The organism is Fibrobacter sp. UWH9 (assembly GCF_900129715.1).
GTDB lineage: Bacteria > Fibrobacterota > Fibrobacteria > Fibrobacterales > Fibrobacteraceae > Fibrobacter.
This window is the reverse complement of the sequence record NZ_FQWP01000001.1, coordinates 256,191-277,313: the sequence shown is the minus strand read 5'-3', so window position 1 is coordinate 277,313 and position 21,123 is coordinate 256,191. Positions and strand designations below refer to the sequence as shown.

General features: G+C 49.6%; 19 protein-coding genes. 7 read left to right on the top strand and 12 right to left on the bottom strand.

Annotation, left to right across the window (positions count from 1 at the left end; genetic code table 11):
* From BUB94_RS01240 to trpS, 9 genes are all read right to left on the bottom strand, one after another.
* Positions 1-3,060 carry an efflux RND transporter permease subunit gene (locus BUB94_RS01240; protein ID WP_073155647.1) on the bottom strand — a complete coding sequence of 1,020 codons (3,060 nt, stop codon included), beginning with the start codon at positions 3,058-3,060 and terminating at the stop codon, positions 1-3.
* Between the two features lie 18 nt (positions 3,061-3,078).
* A complete protein-coding gene (locus BUB94_RS01235; RefSeq protein WP_073155644.1) occupies positions 3,079-4,257 on the bottom strand; it encodes an efflux RND transporter periplasmic adaptor subunit in 1,179 nt (392 codons plus the stop codon).
* A 61-nt stretch (positions 4,258-4,318) separates the two neighbouring features.
* The gene (locus tag BUB94_RS01230; protein WP_073155641.1) at positions 4,319-5,041 is read right to left on the bottom strand and encodes a hypothetical protein; all 723 of its coding nucleotides are present in this window, start codon (positions 5,039-5,041) and stop codon (positions 4,319-4,321) included.
* Positions 5,041-6,651, bottom strand: a complete 1,611-nt coding sequence (locus tag BUB94_RS01225; protein WP_083537972.1) for a hypothetical protein — start codon at positions 6,649-6,651, stop codon at positions 5,041-5,043. The genes BUB94_RS01230 and BUB94_RS01225 overlap by 1 nt, the downstream gene beginning before the upstream one ends.
* Before the next feature lie 453 nt (positions 6,652-7,104).
* On the bottom strand, positions 7,105-7,554 hold the full coding sequence (gene rplI, locus BUB94_RS01220) for a 50S ribosomal protein L9 (protein ID WP_073155635.1): 450 nt from the start codon (positions 7,552-7,554) through the stop codon (positions 7,105-7,107).
* 17 nt (positions 7,555-7,571) lie between these two features.
* The gene (rpsR, locus tag BUB94_RS01215; protein ID WP_073155632.1) at positions 7,572-7,823 is read right to left on the bottom strand and encodes a 30S ribosomal protein S18; all 252 of its coding nucleotides are present in this window, start codon (positions 7,821-7,823) and stop codon (positions 7,572-7,574) included.
* Positions 7,823-8,191: a 30S ribosomal protein S6 gene (gene rpsF / locus BUB94_RS01210; RefSeq protein WP_073155629.1), complete on the bottom strand. Its 369-nt coding sequence runs from the start codon at positions 8,189-8,191 to the stop codon at positions 7,823-7,825. The genes rpsR and rpsF overlap by 1 nt, the downstream gene beginning before the upstream one ends.
* A gap of 126 nt (positions 8,192-8,317) precedes the next feature.
* Positions 8,318-9,385 (bottom strand): hypothetical protein, encoded by a 1,068-nt coding sequence (locus BUB94_RS01205; RefSeq protein ID WP_139258140.1) that lies wholly within the window; start codon positions 9,383-9,385, stop codon positions 8,318-8,320.
* 263 nt (positions 9,386-9,648) lie between these two features.
* On the bottom strand, positions 9,649-10,644 hold the full coding sequence (trpS, locus tag BUB94_RS01195) for a tryptophan--tRNA ligase (RefSeq protein ID WP_073233569.1): 996 nt from the start codon (positions 10,642-10,644) through the stop codon (positions 9,649-9,651).
* 60 nt (positions 10,645-10,704) lie between these two features.
* Here trpS and BUB94_RS01190 point away from each other — a divergent pair, with 60 nt between their 5' ends.
* Genes BUB94_RS01190 through BUB94_RS01180 form a run of 3 tightly spaced genes read left to right on the top strand, consistent with a single transcriptional unit; the run spans position 10,705 to position 13,589 of the window.
* Positions 10,705-11,865, top strand: coding sequence for a ribonuclease D (locus BUB94_RS01190; RefSeq protein ID WP_073156706.1), 1,161 nt, complete (start codon positions 10,705-10,707; stop codon positions 11,863-11,865).
* 33 nt (positions 11,866-11,898) lie between these two features.
* The gene (locus tag BUB94_RS01185) at positions 11,899-12,471 is read left to right on the top strand and encodes a 5-formyltetrahydrofolate cyclo-ligase (protein WP_073155617.1); all 573 of its coding nucleotides are present in this window, start codon (positions 11,899-11,901) and stop codon (positions 12,469-12,471) included.
* 53 nt (positions 12,472-12,524) lie between these two features.
* Positions 12,525-13,589, top strand: coding sequence for a TrmH family RNA methyltransferase (locus tag BUB94_RS01180; RefSeq protein ID WP_083537970.1), 1,065 nt, complete (start codon positions 12,525-12,527; stop codon positions 13,587-13,589).
* A gap of 317 nt (positions 13,590-13,906) precedes the next feature.
* On the opposite strand, the gene BUB94_RS01175 is transcribed toward BUB94_RS01180, so the two are convergent.
* Entirely contained in the window at positions 13,907-15,817 is a 1,911-nt protein-coding gene (locus BUB94_RS01175) for an endo-1,4-beta-xylanase (protein ID WP_073233568.1), read from the bottom strand.
* Between the two features lie 79 nt (positions 15,818-15,896).
* Here BUB94_RS01175 and BUB94_RS01170 point away from each other — a divergent pair, with 79 nt between their 5' ends.
* The 3 genes from BUB94_RS01170 to BUB94_RS16315 are packed head-to-tail and all read left to right on the top strand — an operon-like array spanning position 15,897 to position 17,753.
* A complete protein-coding gene (locus tag BUB94_RS01170; RefSeq protein ID WP_073233566.1) occupies positions 15,897-16,667 on the top strand; it encodes a hypothetical protein in 771 nt (256 codons plus the stop codon).
* A gap of 9 nt (positions 16,668-16,676) precedes the next feature.
* The gene (locus BUB94_RS01165; protein ID WP_139260093.1) at positions 16,677-17,528 is read left to right on the top strand and encodes a hypothetical protein; all 852 of its coding nucleotides are present in this window, start codon (positions 16,677-16,679) and stop codon (positions 17,526-17,528) included.
* 51 nt (positions 17,529-17,579) lie between these two features.
* Positions 17,580-17,753 (top strand): hypothetical protein, encoded by a 174-nt coding sequence (locus BUB94_RS16315; RefSeq protein ID WP_175549669.1) that lies wholly within the window; start codon positions 17,580-17,582, stop codon positions 17,751-17,753.
* 12 nt (positions 17,754-17,765) lie between these two features.
* Here BUB94_RS16315 and BUB94_RS01160 read toward each other — a convergent pair whose 3' ends face one another.
* Both BUB94_RS01160 and BUB94_RS01155 read right to left on the bottom strand, forming a co-directional pair.
* Entirely contained in the window at positions 17,766-19,013 is a 1,248-nt protein-coding gene (locus BUB94_RS01160) for a type II toxin-antitoxin system HipA family toxin (protein ID WP_073233562.1), read from the bottom strand.
* Positions 19,010-19,231 carry a type II toxin-antitoxin system Y4mF family antitoxin gene (locus tag BUB94_RS01155; RefSeq protein WP_073233560.1) on the bottom strand — a complete coding sequence of 74 codons (222 nt, stop codon included), beginning with the start codon at positions 19,229-19,231 and terminating at the stop codon, positions 19,010-19,012. Before BUB94_RS01155 ends, BUB94_RS01160 begins: the two co-directional genes overlap by 4 nt.
* A gap of 243 nt (positions 19,232-19,474) precedes the next feature.
* On the opposite strand from BUB94_RS01155, the gene BUB94_RS01150 reads away from it, so the two are divergent.
* Positions 19,475-20,905, top strand: coding sequence for an AAA family ATPase (locus BUB94_RS01150; protein ID WP_073233558.1), 1,431 nt, complete (start codon positions 19,475-19,477; stop codon positions 20,903-20,905).
* The last annotated feature ends 218 nt before the right edge of the window (positions 20,906-21,123 follow it).

Sequence of the window (21,123 nt, the reverse complement as noted above, 5' to 3'; positions counted from 1 at the left end):
TTAAGCCATCTTACTTGCGTCAGTAGAGCTGACGTGCTCCACCTTGCCGGCGAAGTAGCTGTAGGCCGCAGGCACCACAAAGAGCGTCATGAAGGTCGCAAAGGTGAGACCGCCCGCAATGGCAATACCCATTGCGATACGGCTAGGCGTGCCCGTGAGGATCAGGGGCACTGCGCCCAATACCGTAGAAAGGCTCGTCATAAGGATTGGGCGGAAGCGGCGGGTCGCCGCCTGCCTAGCCGCCTCAAGCTTTGTACATCCGGTAGCCGCCGCAATCTGATTTGCAAATTCCACAATCAGGATGCCGTTCTTGGTCACAAGGGCAATCAACAGAATCAAGGCAATCTCACTGAAGATATTCAAGGTCTGACCTGTCAGGTAGAGGCAAGCCAACGCACCGGCCAAAGCCAGGGGCACCGTAAAGAAAATCACCAGGGGAGCGCGGAAACTTTCAAACTGACCCGCCAGCACCAGGAACACCAGCGCCAGAGCCAGCAAGAACACGATATACAATCCCGAAGAACTTTCCTCGAATTCCTTGGAAGCACCGCTAAGGGTCGTGCTCACGTTGGGGTATTCCTTCAGTACATCCTTAGCGATTCTGCGCATTTCTTCAACGCCATCGCCGATGGTCATCCCGGGAACAAGCCCTGCCTGAATGGTCGCAGAACTGAATCGGTTGTAACGGGGCAACGACGGAGATGCAGAACGTTCCTTATAAGTGATGAAGTTATCCAGGCTAACGGCCTCCCCCTTGCGGTTCTTCACCGTCAACAGAGAAAGATTCTGGGGAGAGCTGCGGTACTGATAACCCACGGCACCAATCACGTCGTACTGGCGGCCTTCACGATAATATTCACCATAGCTCTTTTCGCTGATAGAAAGCTGAACGGCCTGGGCTATATCATTTACGGATACCCCTTCCTCGTCAGCCTTGTCTCGCAGGATTTCAATATGTAATTCAGGCTTGGTAAATTTCAGGTTGGTGTTCACCACGCTGAATATGGGGCTCTTGCTAGCCGCTTCCATGAACTTGGGAACCAAGGTACGCAAAGTTTCGATGGACCCCGCCTGCAACACGAACTGCACCGGCAGACCACCTCGCTGGGTACTGATGCTCTGAGGTTCAAACACCATCACGCGCAAGTCCGGGTATTCGTTACCCAGAATCTGGATGGCATGGGCAATTTCGCTCTGGGGGCGACGAGCCGTCTTGTCGTCATTCAAGGACAAACGAATTCTGGAGTTACCGGCATTCCAGGCGCCAGCCTGCACTTCCTTATACTCACCGCTATCCAAAATGGTCATGACCTCATCCACAAACGCATCGGCCATGCGCTTGGTACGGGTAAGGGTCACACCTTCGGGCATATTCACGTTCACCATGACAGAGCCCGAATCTTCTGTGGGAGCCATTTCAGAGCTCATGTTGTTGAAGCAGAAATAAGCCGCAAACAGGAGCCCGGCTACCACCGGGAACAACAAGAAACGCAATCTAAGGAAGCCACCCAGAAGCACGGCATAAATTTTATTCAGACCTTCAAAGAACGGTTCCGTTATCTTGTAGAACGATCCCTTCTTCTGATGACGCAAGAACTTCGAACAAAGCATGGGAGAAAGCGTCAAGGCGCAAGTGGTAGAAAGGAAGACCGTCCCGATCATCACCGCCACAAATTCGCGGAATAGAAGACCCGTGGTACCGCCCAGGGCAAGCACCGGAATGAACACTGCCATCAAGACCACAGACGTTGCAATCACGGCAAAGAAGATTTCATTTGTTCCCGCCACGGCAGCCTGCTTAGGTGTCATGCCCTTTTCAATCTTGTCGTAAATGTTTTCCACAATCACGATAGCATCATCCACCACAAGGCCAATGGCAAGCACCATGGCCAGAAGCGTCAGAACGTTAATGCTAAAGCCGCAAAGGTACAGCACAAAGAAACTTCCAATCACAGCCACCGGCACCACCACCATGGGGATAATCGTCGTACGGCCTTCACGCAGGAATGCAAAGATAATGGCAATCACCAGAAGGAACGCCACAAAGATGGTCTCCACCACTTCCTTGATGGAAGCGCGGATATTAATGGAAGTGTCGCGGCCATAAAGCATCTCGACACCCTCAGGCAATTCCCGGCGGAGTTCTTCCACACGCTTGTAGAATTCGTCAGCGATGTTCACATGGTTACTGCCAGGCTGAGCCACCAGAGCGCAGGTCACCGTGTTCTTGCCGTTACGTCTAAATCCCTTACGGGTATCCAGCGGTTCGTAATGGATGTTAGCAACGTCGGACACGCGAATTACAGTGCCATCGGCCGCAGTTTTTACCGCAATGTTTGCAAAAGCTTCCGGGTCAGAAATTCGGCCCAGAGTACGAATAGAAAGGGTTGTTTCGGAACCTTCGATAGAGCCTGCGGGAAGTTCCAGGTTGCCCTTGGAAAGGGCGGCACTCATTTCGCTTCCGGTAACGCCCATGGCCTGCATACGGATGGGGTCAATCCACAGACGCACTGTAGGCTGCTTTTCACCCCAGATAACCACTTCGGAAACACCGTTAATGGTCTGCAGACGTTCCTTCACATGATTGCGTGCGATTTCAGAAACGTCCATGGCGTCCAGCTTATCGCTGACCAAGCTGATCATCAAGATGGGGTCGGAATCGGAGTCGCTCTTGTTCACCGTCGGTTCGTCCACATCGTCAGGCAATTTACGGCGGACACGGCTTACGCGGTCACGGATATCGTTGGCGGCATCCTCCAGATCCATGCCCGTTTCAAACTCCACACTGATATAAGAAAAGCCATCGGAGCTGGTAGAGGTCAGGGCCTTAATACCCGGGGCACTGTTAATGGATGATTCCAGGACTTCGGTAACTTCGGCTTCCACCACGGCAGCGTTTGCGCCAGGATAAGAAGTTCTAACCTGAATAATGGGATAGTCTACGTTCGGGTATTCACGAATACCCAACTCACTCATACCGAAGGCGCCAAGCAAGATGATGACCAAGGCCATCACCGTCATTAGGACAGGTCTACGAACAGATAGATTTGCAACACTCATTTTTCTTTCGTCTCTCGTCTAATCCACTTCGTAATCGGTGTTGTTACGGATTTCTCGGATACGAACAGAACTTCCCTGACGGATGCTAATCAAGCCCGAAGTAATAACGGTATCGCCTTCATTCAGCCCAGAAATTACATCAACTGCAATGGGAGTGCGAAGGCCCGTCTCCACACGGCGCATAGAAGCCTTGCCATCCTGCACCACAAAGATATAGGCGCCATCCTTGTCCAGCGTAAGAGCTTCGGCGGGAACGGGAATTGTCTGGGTTCGGCCAGACTGCAATTCAACGCTAACCTTGGCATAACCGCCAGCAATCAATTCGCCCTTGGAATTATCCACGGTCACCATAATCTGGCGGGTACGGCTGCTTTCCGAAATCGTGGCGTCAAGGGCTGTCACCTTCCCCACTTTCTGGATGGCCCGTTCTTCGTCAATCAAGGTAATGGGATTGCCCACCTTCAAGGTAGTCGCATATCGTTGCGGCAAGGCGAACTTGGCCTTCAATTTCGTCACTTCACTTAAAGTCGCAATGGAAGTGCCCGTGGTCACCCAGGCGCCCACAGAAACATTCACAAAACCGAGTTTACCGCTAAAGGGGGCACGGACTTCAGTCTTTGCAATCTGAGCCTTTATCAATTCGACGCTGGCCTCGGCAGACTTGAGGGAGGCTTCAGCAGCTTCCATATCCGTCGTCGTCGCGGCGTTCTTTTCGACCAAACCCTTGGTACGTTCCATTTTCTGCTGAGCCAGATGCAGACTGGATTCAGCCTGCTTCAACTGTGCCTTCAATTCGGAATCATCAATCTTGGCAAGGAGCGAACCCTTCTGTACAGAAGCGCCATCCTTTGCATAAAGATTCACCAGACGACCGTTGGCGGCAGCGGACAACTCCACACGGTTCAAAGCTTCCAAGGTAGCCATTGTCTGGAAAGATCCACTGGGCTTGTGGAATTCTGCAATATAACCTTCAACGGCGAAAGTCTTGTTGCCACGACCACCAGGGCCACCGGGCCCCTTACCACCGGGCGCACCACTCTTGGCCGCAGCCTTGGAATCAGGAGCCTTGAAAGCAGGCACCTTTGCACCAGGAGCTTCATCGCTACACCCCACTAACAGCAACGAAATGAACGTCGCAATTAGAATCGCAAACTTTATGGGGAATGCCTTTAAAAAATTAGAAGTACCTGCATGCATTTGTTCAATCCTATAATGTTGTTTAGGTGCTCCGCGGTCTCAAACAGCTGCCTAAATCCGCCTAAAATTTAACGTTCATCAACAAGCCGCTTCCATCTTCATAGAACTCGGGAACAAACTCAATCCGTTCCGAGAAGGCCTTAGAAGAAGTACGTCGATAAACACGGATCGTGTTCAGCATAGAAACCACACGATTCAAGACCAACGCACCAACACTAGCCTGGAAAACGATGCGGCTCACACGATAATGGCGCAAGCGACTTTTATATTCATCAATGTGTTCCGAAGTTTCGGGATTGTCGGAGCTACCCCAGTCCCACTGGATTTCAGCCGACAGGTCTTCATCGATTTTCTTGCCAGCACGAATCATGGCCTGATTGTAATCTTCATCCATATCAGGTGAAGAGTTCTGACCGTCAACACCGCCACGGCTACGATAATCGCCCACGGTATTCAGCATATCGACGTTCTTGCTGGAAGTATTAAGCCCTGCGTGACGAACCGCATATCCGTGAGCGGATGTCACATAGCGTTCACCAATAAAATAGGATCCAATGGCAGTCACCCACAGGGCAACGTCGGTCCACACGAAAGGCCGCACAAATTCCTGCTCGCCCAGGTACAGTTCGCCCATACCCGGAAGGAGTGCCGAAGCACCCATGGCTTTCCACCAGCTCTTGTCGCTATTCTTAGAAACATTGTCATCAACAGAGATGACCACCTGCGAAAAAGCGACCGCGGCGGCAAGAAGTAGAACTTGAAGGACCTTTCCAAAAGTCTTCATTAGAATCCCCAGCTAGCCATTACATTTACGCCAACAGATTCACCAAGAACTACACCACCGTCAAAGTGGAGACGGTCATACCAGGAAAGATCTTCCTGATACAGAGCCTTGTTATGAGCGTGGGCCGTAAAGGCAGCATCAACGGCAGACACAATGTGGTTCAGGATGATGCCGCCAAAGAACCAGGCCTGCATATCGGCATAGTCGTTAGCCTTGTTGCGCATGCTGCGGTAGGTGTCCTGATTGGAGGATGTACCTAGGGCCACAACTTCGGAACCGTTAGTTTCAAGATCAAGGCTTGCAGCAACAGCTTCATCCTTCACGTCGTCCCAGCCCAGCACGTAAGAGCCATCGGACACATGCTGGTACACAGCAGATTCATCGTAGAAGCCGTTCTTCTTGCGATCATCACCCAGCGACTTAGGATTATTGACAAAACGATTTCTATAGTCAGTATCCTTGTAGTAGACGTAAGAATCGTTGTAGCAACCTTCCCTATTCGCATCACCAAAAATGGCTTCGCAGAAGGACTCACGAGAACCGAGGTAACGGGAACGGAATTCAGCCCCATTCTCAGAAACATCCTTATACAGTTTACGCATCTTCGTTTCGTAGGTACCAATGGAGAAATGGTCGTTGGCAAAGTTCTTGTATCTGTTTACCTGTCGATCATACTTGTACACGGAATAGTAATACCAGCTACCCCAGAGAGCGGCTTCGAGAGCTAGATAAACACCACCGCGGACCTTGGTAAAGGTGGATCCGCCCACATACAGCTGACCGGCGCCCGGCACCACCAGAGACATGAACATGGCCTTGCGGGGGCTCTTGTACTTACCCTTCATATCGTCGAGGCCATTCACCTTGGAAACCTTGACGGGGCCAAGAATGTCGCGACGGCTCATGGAGCTGGAAGAGGGAATTGCTGTAGAACTGGCGCTGGCTGCCTGAATAGAATCGTTATAAGCCTGGATGCTATCGTTCCTAGCCTTTTCGACAGCGGCAATGCTATCGGCAGTCATTTGAGCAAGAGCGATAGAATCGCTGATATACTGCAGGGAATCACTGATGCGCTGCATTTCGCGGGCGTAAAGTTCGTTGCGGTCTACACCTTCGTAGGGGTCCTGCGAGGCAGCGGAGGAATCGGACGCAGCCCTAGCCTTTTCTGCTTCGGCAGCGGCTCCTTCTGCCGTTGAGCGCATGATGTTAGCCGCCTTTTCAGCAGCAGCTCTTTTTGCAGCCTGTTCAGCTGCCAATTCTTCTTCGGTCTTTGCGGGAGCGGCAGCAGCCGCCTGGGCAGCAGCGGCGCTATCAGCGGCAGCCTTCTCTGCAGCCTTCTCGGCGGCGGCTTTTTCTTCGGCGGCCTTCTTCTCGGCGGCTACGCGTTCCGCCTCGGCTTTTTCTTCGGCAGCGGCCTTCTCGGCGGCGACTTTTTCTTCGGCGGCTTGCTTATCCGCCTCGGCCTTCTTGGCAGCCTCTACAGAATCAGCGGCGGCCTTATCGGCCACAGCGGCTTCTTCCTCAAATTCAGCAAATAAATCACGGGGCTGTGCAAAAGATTGAACAGCCAACAAACTGGCCGCACAGGCCATAACCTTAACAAAAGACATCAACGAAATCTTGCGCATGCCCCAAAAATAGAAAACTCACCCACCATAAACCAAACCTCAGGCGGCCGCAACGGCCTATAAATACGTTTTTCCGCAAAAATTCAGAAAAAAAGCAGTGGAAAAGCCGAAAACAGCCGCCCCGCCACCGCCTTTTCGTTAGTTTGCCTACAATAAAACACCTTTTTAGGGGGAGAGTGTTCATAACAAATCGCAAAATTAGGCTTTTACGGAGGTCAAAAGCCAAAAAAGTACTTCCAAAACCGTCTAATTTTTATACAACATAATAAAAAGGCGGTGTAAAACCCTCTTTTTCAAATATTTCCACCGCCTTTTCCAACCAACTATTTTCCAACAAAAAAAGAACCGCCCCCCCCGATTAGGAGGGGAGCGGTCCGAAGATCTAGTCTTTAAGGATTGACTTAAGCCTGTGGACGCTTCGCGTCCGGCAGCTAATTAAGCCTGTTCCTTAACGACCCAAACCTTAACCTGAGCTTCGACGTCACCGAAGACCTTGATGGTCACGGTGTAGACACCCAGCTGCTTGATGGGTTCAGCCAGTTCGACCTGAGCACGGGTCACCTTGACACCCTGCTTGGTGATTGCGTCAGCGATGTCAGATGCGGATACAGAACCGTACAGACGTTCGCCTTCAACAACGCGGCGTTCCATGTTCACAGAAATCTGAGAGAGCTTTGCAGCTACGTCGCCTGCAGCAGCCAATTCCTTCTGGAACGCAGCTTCAACAGCAGCGCGGTTGTTTTCGATTTCAGCGATAGCTTCCTTGGTAGCGCGAACAGCGAGCTTGCGGGGGAAGAGGTAGTTATTTGCATAACCATTCTTAACCTTCACAACGTCGAGCATCTTACCGAGGTGAGGTACGTTAGCCTTAAGAATAATTTCCATAGTCTAGTTCCTCCTTATTAGCGCATGCTGTCAGAGACAAACGGAAGGATAGCCATCTGACGAGCACGCTTGATAGCTTCGTTCAGCATACGCTGATACTTAGCGGAGGTGCCAGAAATACGGCGAGGAATAATCTTACCGCGTTCAGAGATGAAGCGACGGAGAGTCTTTTCATCCTTGTAGTCAATGAACTGAACGTTGTTTTCGGTGAACCAGCAAGTCTTCTTGCGACGAATACGGGTTGCCTGCTTCTTATCTTCAAAAGCCATTATTCAGCCTCCCCTTCTTCTGCGTCAACCGGAACGATTTCTTCGGTAGACTGAGCCATGTCTGCATTGTAAACGATTTCGGACATCGGATAATCAGCGAGGGTCATCCAACGGAGAACGTTTTCATTGAGCTTGAGAGCTGCTTCCATAGCGGCAACAGTTGCAACTTCTGCCTTGTAGTAGAAGATAACATAGAAGCCGTGCTGGCGCTTGTTGATAGAATAAGCGAGCTTACGCTTGCCCCAATCATCGCGACGAACAATTTCGCCACCCTTAGTGATTGCAGCGGCGATGGTCTCGATTTCAGCCTTGATGGCGTCGTCGGAGATCATAGCGTCGATGATCACCATAGTTTCATACTGTCTCATAATGAGATCCCTTTGGTCTTTCGCCCAGGTTACCAACATTGGCCCCGGGAGGGTTCCGATAAAAATCGGTGGCTCAAATATAGAAAATCAAACCGTTTTGTCAAACTGGAAGGGGCAGTCCAAGGGTTAAATGCCCAACTGGATGCCCACAAGACCGTAATTCGCCCAATCCTTTACACCATTATTGAAGTATCGCTGGGCGCCAAATTCCACCATAATCCAGGTAGAAAGCAGATTTTTCTTGGCCCAACCCCAAACTTCGCGCAAATTGAAGGCCACACCGGGCACCAAGGAGAGTTCCATAACCTTCGAGAAATTGTATTCGAAAAGAACACTTCCAGTCACACCCCAGAGGCGAGTCAGATTCAAACCAAAACCAGCACCCACGCCCACAGAAAAACCATCCAGCGACAGCATCCGTTCACAAGCTTCCTTGTCTTTCACAAAGGTCGTGTCTTCAACGAGAATTGTATCCGTGGTAACGCCAACAACCCAATCCGGCATATCATCGGTAAAATCGCCAACGACCTCCGTAGAATACTTTCCGCGGCTATTGATCTGGTCACGCAATTCAGAAATGCTTGTATTTTCAAAGGCCAACACCGATTCCAGGTAAATATCCAATTTCTGCCAGGCCTTATGGAACCTGAGGTTCGTACGGTAGCGCTGGTACATGACCATCACATCGCTATCCAGGTCGCCCCCAAAGAAACGGACATCGATACCGCCACTAATCCAATCGGCATAAAAGTATTCCAGCTGCCCTTGCCAAATACCCATGCAATCACAATCTTCCGTAGGATTGTAAATTCCACCACCAAGACCAATAGACAGGCCCTTGCCAGTATAGGCAGTCTGACGTGGAAGAGGAACATTTTTCATATTGCGGGCGGCAACCGCAGCGGAATCCAGACAATCTTCAGAGTCCTCTTCGGAGCAATCTTCCGATTCTTCACAATCTTCGCCCTCGCAGTCATCGTCATCATCTTCGCAGTCATCGCCTTCGCAAGATTCTGCACCTTCCGCTTCAGCCGCCATGACCGAATCCGCATTAAACGATCCCGTGGCAGCTCCCATCAGCACCATTCCCAAGGGACTTATCGAGCCATCTGCAGTCACCCCAAAAGAACCATTTGCGGATACTGCAAACGCATTCAGTACTAAAAAAAGGATGACGGACAGGACTGATTTCATATCGTGGATAATTATAATAAAAAGTATAACACAAAAGCCCTCGGCGTATTGCCGGGGGCTGTTGTAAAAATGCTTCTAAGGACTACTGTGAGCCGGAGTCGCCGACTAGTAAGTACCCAGCAAGGAGCGGACCTTGTCCATCATTGCCTTGGACTTGACGCGGGCCTTATACGACTCCGCAATTGGCCTTCGTCCCATAAGAACCTATGACGCCAATTGCTTCGCGCTCCCACGGCTTGTTAATACAAGCCGTTCCCGCTTGACTAATACGTTCCGAGAAGGCCTCGCACGCGATCCATCATAACTTTAGACTTCGCTCTGGCCTTCTCTTTGCCATAGGCGAGAATCTTGTCGATTTCTTCGGTGTGGGCCAGAAGGTCGAAGTACTTTTCGCGAGCGGCGCCCAGATGTTCTTCGAGGACGTTCTGCAGTTCCTGCTTGGCGTGGCCCCAGCCCAGGCCTCCTGCGCGGTAGCGGGCTGCCAGTGCGTCGCACTGTTCCGGAGTAGCGAAAAGCTTGTACAGCTTGAACACGTTGCAAGTATCCGGATCCTTGGGTTCTTCAATACCCTGGGAGTTGGTCACGATCTTGCCCAGGCGCTTCTTGAGAGCCTTGGAATCCAGGAAGATGTCGATGTAGTTGTCGTAGGACTTACTCATCTTACGGCCATCCAGACCCGGGATCACGCCGGTGGATTCCTGGAAAACCGGTTCAGGAACGGTGAACACATCTTCGCCAAAATGCTTGTTGAACTTGATGGCGATATCGCGGGCAAATTCCACATGCTGCTTCTGGTCCTTGCCAACGGGAACGATGTCTGCATTGAACATCAAAATGTCGGCATCCATGAGGCAGGGGTAGCAGTAAAGACCCATGTTCACGTTTGCGTCAACATCTTCGCCGGCGGCTTCGTTCTTTGCCACCTTGTCCTTATAGGCGTGGGCGCGGTTCATGAAGCCCTTGGGGGTAAAGCAGCTGAGAGCCCAGCTGAGTTCAAAGATTTCGGGAATGTCACTCTGCTTATAGAACAAAGTCTCTTCCGGGTTCAGGCCAAGAGCCAGCCAAGTGGCGGCCACCTTGTAGATGTTGTCGCGCATTTCGGCGCCGTTCTGCACGGTGGTCAGAGCGTGATAGTCTGCAATGAAGTAGACTGCATCGTAAGTCTTAGTAAGTTCAAGAGCCGGGCGGATTGCGCCCACATAGTTGCCGAGGTGCGGAGTGCCAGTCGGCTTGATACCGGTAAGAGAAATCTTTTTCATAGGCGCAAATTTAGAAACATTTTCGTAATGACAAATACATTTATTACATTTTCTACCCAAATGATGCAAGACGAAAAGTACATATTGGTGGATAGCGAGGAGACACTAGCCAACCTTCTATTGGACCTGGAGAATTATGACATGGCCGCGGTGGACACCGAGGCTGACTCCATGTATCACTACACAGCACGCCTTTGCCTTATTCAAATCACCATTGGCGACCACCATTATATCGTAGACCCCCTCTGCGGCCTGGATCTGGCCCCCCTGTTCAAGGCACGCGCCATGCAGACCCTGATTTTCCATGGGGCCGACTACGACCTGCGACTGCTCTGGCAGACTTACCAGTTTAGCCCCACCCACATCTTCGACACCATGCTTGCCGCAAAGATCCTGGGCGAACCCCATTTAGGCCTGGCCGACCTGGTCCGCGAATATTTTGGCGACGAACTGAAAAAAGAAAACCAGCGTGCCGACTGGACCACTCGTCCCCTGCCCCTGGAAATGTGCGAATACGCCATCCACGACACCTTTTACCTTCATGAACTTTGCGCCATCCTGGTAGAAAAACTGCAGGCCGCCGGACGCATGAGCTGGCTCACCGAACAGTGTGACGCCCTTATCGAGCATTCCCGTAATCCGGCCCCGCCCAAAAAGGATCCCTGGCGCATTACCGGCAGCAGCGTCTTTAGCCCCTGCGCCCTGAACATCCTGAAGTACCTTTGGGAATGGCGAGAAAAACAGGCCGAAGAAATGGACCGCCCGCCCTACAAGGTCATGCCCGGTGACCTGATGCTAGCCATCGTACGCCATGCCGTGGATACCTACCCCCAGGTACTGCTGGACCACCTGCCCCGCCTCCCCCGCAACTTCAGGGACGAACGCCTGGATTCCTTCGTCAACATGATGGAAACCGCCATGGCCACCCCCGAAAGCGACTGGCCCGAACGCCTCCCCAAGGCACCGCCCCCGCCCGTCGTGCCCAATTCCGACCTGCTCTCGGTACTCAAGACCTGGCGCGACGAAAAGGCCGCCACCCTGAACCTGGACCCCTCCATGCTGGGCAACAGGGCGCAACTCATCTGGCTGGCCGCCCCCGGAACCATGCCCTGGGAAGAACGTTACGAAGAAGCCCACCTCATGAACTGGCAGAAGAAAATCTGGAACGAGATCCTCCAGGAAAACCTTCCCAAGGCCAAGCGCGTAGGCGATCCCGACTAACTCAACAGCGGGCACAGCGCCTGCAAAAAAATTATGGAAGCAGCACTCCTCATACTCCTCTTCATCGTGGTCCTGGGCGCCCGCGGGTTCTTTGACCCGGCCAAAAGAAAGCGCCCCGGCGAAGAGCTGATCAACAACCCCTGGGAAGAAATCCACGCCATACCTGGCTACAAGGAATCCCGTAAAGTTGCAGCCTTCTACCCCCTGAAAGGTGAACCCAACATCACTCCCGTCCTGGAACAGCTGGTCCGCGAAAACCGTCTGCTCCTGCCCCGAGTGACCGGCGAGACCACCATGGAGTTCTACCCCATCGACAATCTGAAAAAGGACCTGGCCCCCGGACGTTTCGGCATCATGGAACCCCGAGAAGGACTGGAACCCTATACCGGCCCCTTCACCGTATTCCTGGTCCCCGGCACAAAGTTTAACGTAACAGGCCAGCGCCAAGGACACGGCAAGGGCTACTACGACCGCTTTTTAGCAAAACACCCCGACGCCTACAAGGCAGGCATCGCCACCCCGAAACAAATCCAGGTGGAGCCTCTGGAACAAAAGGAAACCGACATCCGTATGAACCAGGTAATTGTGTGCAGAGCGAAAGAATAATGGGTTCGCAAAAAGGGAACGCATACTTTTAAACAAGAAGAAAGGAAACAACCATGGCATTTGATAGAGACAACAAAAATTTTGGTGACCGCCGTGAATCAAGCCGCGATTTTAACGATCGTCGCGAAACAAGCGAACGCCGAGGCTTCGGCCGCGCTCCCCGTCAGAACTACCGCGTCCGCGAAGACAACGAGTTCCGCCCCGCACGCCCCCAGGGCGATGGCCCCCGCGACTTTACTCAAGGTTTCCGCAACAATGACCGTCGCGACTTCAATGACCGCCGCGATTTTAAGCCCCGCTTTGAAGAACGTCCCCAGGACACCGCCCGCGCCTATGAAGACGGCGTGATCCCCGCAGTAGGCGACGCAGACGCAGCACCCCAGGTCGCCGTAGGCGGCATCAAGGAAGTCACCGAACTCCTGACCAAGAGCCCCATGCAGGTTCACCGCGTGCTCTTCATGCACAAGTCCGGCAACCCCAAGCTCTATGAACTGCAGAAGCTGGCCAAGCGCGTACACGTACACGTACAGCAGGTGGACTCCAAGATCCTGAACAGCTACGCCACCCCCAACCACGGCGTGGTCGCCCTCATGAACGAAAAGGAACTGCTGGTCTGGGAAGACGTCCGTGGCGAACTCTTTAACGCAAAGGAAAAGGGAGAACGCAAGCTGGTTGCAGTCGCCACCAACATCGAAGACCCCCGCAACCTGGGCGCATGCATCCGTAGCTGCCTGGCTTTGGGCTGCGACATCTTGCTGCTCCCCGCCAAGGGCATGTGCGGCATTACTCCCAGCGTCGCACGAACCTCTGCCGGTGCTCTCGAAAAAATGCGCATCAGCCGTCCCAACAACCTGGAAGCTGCCGTTGGCGAACTGAAACAGGCCGGTTACCAGATTCTCGGTCTGGATGCCGACACCGAAACCAACCTGGCGGACTTCCAGTTCAGCGATCAGGCCGTTATTGCAGTCGGTGGCGAAGACGTAGGTCTGCCTCCCTTCATCAAGAAGCAGTGCGACGCTGTACTCCGCATCCCCATGATGCCCGAAGCCCATTCCTACAACGCCTCCGTGGCCCTTTCCCTGGGATTGTACGAGTACGCCCGCCTGCGAATTAAATAAGGAGCTACAGGTGCTACTAACCAAGCCACTAAAAAAGGGTATTTTGGTTAGTAAAAAACGCCTAATTTAATACAAATTAACAAGCAATATACTAACCAATCAAGCTCCATTAGCCAAATTGGTTAGTAATTCGACTGTAAAACGGGATTTTTGAGGCAAATATTACTAACCAAATTCCACAAACAGGATTATTTGGTTAGTATTCCCCGAAAAACCATGCAAAAAAAACTCAAGCAAAGGCGTCCACGAAAGGACGCCTTTTTTCTTATGCCTGAACCAAGTTCAGGGATATTTCCAAGTTACTCCAAAAGGCAGCGCTATTTTAAAATCACGCGGCCAAAACGTTGTAAGTTACCACTCTGAACGCGAACGATGTAAGTTCCACTTGCAAGCCCCTCCAGGTTCTGCGAGCCCCGAACATCATTAGCGGAAAATACCGGACGTCCCTGCAAATCCATCACGTCCACACGAGCAGACGCTACACCCACAAGATTCAAGGTGCGGCCACTCATCACGACCTTCAAGCCGTCCCTAGCAGAAACACCACGGATCGCAGCCGGACGTTCGGAACCATCAGGGCATCCCACAGCCTCAATCTTTGCAATGTACATGGCGGAAGTGTTGCTGCTATTGAAAGTCAACTGCGCGGGCCTAACGGCGGCATCACCGGCCATAGCATCGCGAACAGCCTGCAGGTCCACCGTCATACCGCTCCAGACCTTGGCGCTCAAGGGCCGTCCATTCTGCAAAGTCATCTTGGGATCGCCAGTTCCAATATTCACGTAGGCGGTACTCCCCGTAGGTCCGTAAGCAGTAAACACCAAGGCCTCACACTTCGACAGGAAATTGGAGTCCACCACATCCTGAGGCAACGTGTAAATCGCATGCTGGTAGCCGCAATAATCCGCATTCTGGTCGCAACCCGCCAACGGAACATTCATGTAGCCCGTCTTGCCAGCCAGCGGTTCTGATTCAAACTTGCCATTGCCATTCTTAACATCGCCAGACCATTCCCCACGAGATTCGGCACCCGCTTGGCTATAATCCACAATTACATAAGAACCATTTCCAAAAGGCGAAGCATCCTCCCAAACCAGGGGAACAATATCCTTGACCTTAGAAACCTTGTCTGCACTATGAGCCTTCAAACTAGCAACCAAACTATCGTAAGCAGGCTTCTTTGCAAAACTGGAATCAAAGACCAAACCATTGTACTTATACAAATCAGCAAGCCAGCTATACTTGTCGGAAAATCCCCAGATAACAAACGCCTCCATGTTGGGCGCCTCCAGGAACACATCCATAAACTGACGGTACAAACTTCCCTGGGCCTCAAAATCCGCCTTGGAAACATCCTTCTTATCGAAGCCAATGTCCAGCTCCGTAATCTGCAAAGTCAAGCCCTCCGCTTCAAGAGCCTGAGCCAAGGCCTTTACGTTAGGAGGCGTCGTCACATGGTAATCAGAAATATGAGTCTGTGTCCCAAGACCCGTAATGTAAATGCCCGCAGCCTTCAGGCGCTTTGCCACGGAATCCACAGCGAACTTACCCTTCGCCCCTGCAGCCAACCCCCACTCCAGGGAATAATCGTTATAATAAAGCTTTGCGTCCGGGTCCGCCTTATGGGCCCACACAAAGGCAGAGTCAATAAATTCGCGACCGATATACTTGTACCAGACAGAAGTCGCGCCATCACGCCAAGCAGCAGGAGTACCATCAGCAATGGCTTCGTTCACCACGTCCCACTCGCGGACCTTGCCCTTGTAATGTCCCACCACATTTTCGATATGGTTCTTCAGCACGGCAAGCAAAGTGTCCTTGGCAGATCCACCCGCAGCAGCCACACTCGCAGCCAGATCAGGCACCCACTGAGGAACCTGACTATGCCAGGCCAGCGCATGACCACGAACCTGCATGCCATTCTTTGCAGCGTAAGCCATCAATTTGTCGCCGTTCTTGAAGTTAAAGGAATTACGAGACGGTTCCGTGGCGTCAAACTTCATTTCGTTTTCGGCAACCACGATATTGAACTGCGACTTATGAGTATTCTCATAAACCTCGGCATCGTCCCCAAGACCATAGCTAAACCAATTGGAATTCAGAATGGAACCCACCATGCGGCCACGAGCCTCCGCCAACTGACGAAGAGTACTATCGGCAGCCCCATCAAGTTCTGCAGCCATTGCACAAGACAAGCCTGCAACAAAAAATAACGCACCAAATTTCATATCTAATCCTAAAACCAAATGTAGACCCATTTACACGCGTCTACACAAAAACACAATATTTTTTTATTTTATCCGCACTATGTTAAAAAATACATTCCTTTTTATTTTTGCAATTCTTGTTTCTGGCATTTTCGCCGAAGATCTTACTTCATCTTTTGTCCCAAGGGAACATCGCGGTTTCTACAATAGCGTAGGCTTTGGCATTGGCTACAACAAAATCAGCGCCAAAAGTACATGGGAAGATCTGGACAACACCAGAATTGATAAAAAAGATATCGAATCATTTGATTTTTGGGGAATCACAACCCCTTCATTCGACTTTAAGTTCGGTACAGCCATTGCAAACCTGATTGCCTTTCATACAACATTCAATTTCGCGATCTATTCAGGCGTTATGGACTACGAAGAGGTTAACTACGATAGAGAGATCGCCCAAAACGAGAACGGCAATCCGCTCTATGACAAACAAGGGGATAAGGTTTACGCGGAAGATTGGAGAGCTTACGATTCCGAAGGATTTTCGGGCGATGCAGTAAATTTAAGAACCTTCGTTGGCTTCGGCACGACAATCTACCCGTTCCGAAATCCAAATTCAGCCATGAACGGTTTCTTTATCGGCGGATCTTTTGGTTACGTTATTTATGCATGTTTTGTAACGGACGACTACTCCGCAGGAAACATCGCCTCCTTTGGAAGAAGCTTTATCGCAGAAATTGGCAAGGAATGGTGGGTAAGCAACCACTTGTCCATAGGTATTGGATTTTCATACAACCATTCTTCAACAAATTTTGATGAAGCTAAAGGTACAGAAACAGTGTACACCCTTTCGTTCCGCTTGACAAGAGGCTAAGAGACGAATATGAAAAATTTTCATAGTCACTTCGTCCAGATGGTTCTTGCCGGAATGCTTGCAGCGACCACAGTCTTTGCACAGGAATCCGAAGAAAATCCCGCAGAAACAGTCGAAGAAACCGTTACCCCCCAAAAGCCGGTAAAACTTTATCGACCGCCAAGGGAGCATCGTGGATTCTACTTTAACGCAAGCCTTGGCGCAACCTATGTAGGTTTTAATTACAAGCAATCCGATTATCAATACAAACATCATTATGACTATAATAACAACGACTATTCATATTCGTACGAAAGAGTAGTAGAGGAAGTTTATGAATTCAACGATTTCGCCATACCGACTCTCGGCTTGAGATTCGGTAGATCCTTTGGGAACCTCGTGGCGCTGTTCTTTGAACTAGACTTTGCCATGCTGATAGGCGAAGGCAAGTATAGTGAAACTTCTTACGAACATAACTTCGATAATCAATATTCGGTCTTAGGATCTTCGCCACAAAACCTTAAAGAAAAAAACAGCAAGGATGACGATGCCTATGGCTTTTATAGTTTTGTAGGAGTAGGATTTACATTCTACCCCTTTAGAAATCCCCATTCCGTAATGAACGGCGCCTTCTTTAGCATCGCAAATGGGTTTGCATTCTTCGGTGAAGACATAAACCACAACAAAGAGAACCTCCATCAAACATTCGAAATGCTCGACTACGAAATGCAAGTAGAAATCGGCAAGGACTGGTGGATCTCTGACACATGGTCCGTCGGATTGAGCATCGGCTATTTGTATACGTTTGGCGCCAGTGATGATAGTGAAAGCACCTTTGACTCGAACGTAATCAGCTTCATGTTCAGGGTAACCAGAGGCTAACACCAATTTAACGTGAAAAATCGATTCCGGCCCACCGGGATCGATTTTTTATTGGCTGAGTTTTTGCTACTCACCCCCGTGTTGATTATGATTCTTGCAGGGCTTGGCGTAGGCGAATTCAGCTGGCAAGCATTAGGTTACAGCGCAGGATTTATGATTGTCCTGTTGGCATTGGGCATTATCGTGTTCAATAGAATCCAGAAGACCTTTATGGATACGGTGTAAGGCCAAGAAAGCCTAGCAATCACTTGTTATATCTCTTTCTTGCACGATTTTTTCGATTTCATCAATCGTTTCTGTGCAGCCGTCAAGACATTCATCTTCACGGATTGATGAAAAACCTAGAAGAACTTTCTTTCTCAAATCCGAATACAAATTCAGAATCACGGACTGTCTTAATTTCAGTTGTTCCGCCAGGAGAACGAGATCAGCCTTTCTGATTTTATCAATCTCATAATGGCTTCCAATTTTCATGGAAACCTTTCTTGTTAGAGTCGGATACAAAAGCGTACAGACGGCATCGTAAATCGGAGATAGTTTCAAGACACCGCCATCATAGAGCAAAGAATAATTTTTCCCGTGAGCATCGCAGTTGCCAATAACGAGATTAAACAGGACGTACTGAATAAATGCCCGTGCGTCCAAAAGTGGAACTGAAGTTCTTCGACTAATCAGCTGAAAAATATCCGCAATGCCCGGACCACCATCATTCTGGTATTTTCGATCGCTAAGAATTCCCAACGCCTGGCACATATCCTCCTGATGTAAACGAACAACAGAATCACCTCTTTTGATTCTATCATAGCGCTCCACCATCATGAACGTTTCATCCTGAATTTTCTTCAAAGCCACATCAGGCACGCTTAGGCCAGAATATTTTGCAAGCTTCATGCACACATATTCATTTACTGCAAGCGACGACAATTCTCCCTTGCCAGTTGGTTTGATGATATGTGTCGATGGAGCACCATTCTTTGGAAAATGAAATTTTCCGTCAAAAAATGCCAGAGGCAACTTTTCCTGAGCCCCAGCCAAAGAAAGTCTCAGCTCTTCATTAGCCTTCAGCAAAGGCCTCGTTTCTGCGTTCTTTATATAACCAAGTAAAACATCTTCTGACAGTTCCTCGTAATTGTCAGAATCCAGTCTATAAATCAACTTCTGATTAGGTTCGGCATCTTCTGGCAATACCGAAATCATACCGGCACATTCACCCCCAAGTTCCTGCAGCAACTTAAGCGTACTCGATTCAGAAACATGCAAATACTCAGAAATTCGACGTTTAACGTCACCTTCTGGGAGAACTCCCGAGAAAAACGGCAGACATTCCTTTTGCGAAAACTCACCGAATCTTAATGGAAGTGACATCGAAAGAGAATTTCCATTTTGCCTAACATAGGAATCTTCGTAAGCAAACACAATCCCTTTATCGGGAGTAGAAAACAAACTACCAGCAAGCTTATTTGCAAAATAAACCTTTAACTTCATCGATCATTTTCCCTTTCCACAACATGAAGATTTAAACCAAGCATTTGCAAAACATGCAATACTTTATCAAGCTGTAGCGTTTCCTTGCCATTTTCCAGTTCCGAGAAGAATCGAACGCCGACACCACAAAAGGCAGCGCATTCCGCTTGCGTCAGTTTTAACTGATTTCTTCTTTTTTTCACAGAAATCGAAATATCATTTACCTGTTGCACCTTCATACCGTCAAATATAACTTTCCCGTACGGGAAAATCAACGTCAAACAGCAAGAATTGCGGCAAATTATTCCCGTACGGGAATAATCGTAACTTTTGCACTGCAAACTAAACTCAACCACCAAGCACATCCTCAATCAACTCGTATTTGAAAACGTGTCCAAAATAGACATAAAAACACACTTTTTGGGTAAACAACAAATCCTTTCCTTACCCAAAACAACAATAAATTCGTATATTTTGGGTATATGAAAAAGATGGTTGGTAGAGAAAAAGAGATAAAGTTGCTTGAAGAAGCATATTCTTCCGGCAAGTCTGAACTGGCCGTGGTTTACGGCAGAAGAAGAATCGGGAAAACTTTCTTGATTCAAAGTGTTTTTAGGGAACGTTTCTCGTTTTCCTACACTGGTGCACATAACAAATCCCAGGCGGAGCAGCTCCAGAATTTCGCAGATTGTCTCAAGGAGTACAGCAAATCAGCTTTTGCCCCTGCACTAAAAAATTGGAACGAGGCTTTTTCTGCCCTGGAAAAACTTTTGTGTGAATGTCGTGCGAAACGCAAGGTTGTCTTTTTTGATGAAATGCCTTGGATTGATACTTTTAAGTCTGATTTTGTATCCGCCTTCGAATACTTCTGGAATTCCTGGGCGGCAAATCGTGACGACATTTTGTTCGTTGCCTGCGGAAGTGCAACTTCCTGGATGGTCGATAAGTTAATCGAAAATCAGGGCGGACTTCATAACAGGATTACCCGAAAAATAAATCTGCACCCATTCTCCCTACGGGAATGCGAACTGTTCCTGAAAAAAAAGAACTGTTATTGGGATCGGTTCCAGATTACGCAATGTTACATGGTTCTCGGCGGAGTCCCCTTTTATCTGGATCTGCTAGATGTTAACAATAGCCTTGCGCAAAATATTGACCGGCTTTATTTCGACAAAGACGGCGCCTTGCATGATGAATTTAATGAACTATACAACGCGCTTTTTTCCGGAGCTGACAGTTACATAAGGATTGTCGAAAAGTTGTCCGAAAAACAGAGCGGAATGAGTAGGCAAGAACTTGCTAGAATAACGAAAATTTCTGGGGGAACATTGACGCGCATGCTTGCCAACTTGGAGCGTTGCGATTTCGTAGAATGCTTTTCCCAGTTTGGCTCCAAGAGTAATAACGGGACATATCGTTTGACAGATTTCTTTACACTGTTCCATTTGCATTTTTGCGAAAAACAGAAGTCCAAGGACAAGGAATATTGGCAACACAACCTGATGAATCCCGGCATTGTATCTTGGCAGGGAATTTCATTTGAGCAGGTTTGTTTTGCTCATTTAGACCAGATAAAGAAATCGCTGGGAATAAACGGCATTGCAACGGAGTGTTCCGCCTGGAGATGTACCAGCCGCACAATTGATTGCAATACTGATGGAGCACAAATAGACCTTCTGATTAAGCGGGCCGACCGTGTTATTAATGTCTGTGAAATGAAATTCTCGCAGGGCGAATTCATCATCGATAAAAGTTACGAGACCAAACTCCGCAACCGCATAGAAATATTTAGGGTTGCCTCTAAGTGCAAAATGGCCTTGCTCAATACTTTTGTAACAACATTCGGCGTTATGAAAAATTCCCATTCCGGAGTAGTGCAAAACGAGGTTGTTTTGGACGATTTGTTTGGGTAGGTGTAAACGCATTGTATCCATTCAAGAAGGGTCATAATATGATGGTGGCGAGACTTTGGGCGTTCCCCGGCAAGCCGGGGCGGGCACTCGCGTTATAAAATTTTCGCAAACATCTAACCGAAACATCTTACACGAAAATTTTTCCGTTCAGCCTCGCTTCGCGAGTCCGAATGGCTTCGCCACTTCGATCCCTAACGCGAATTTCATCAAACATAAAC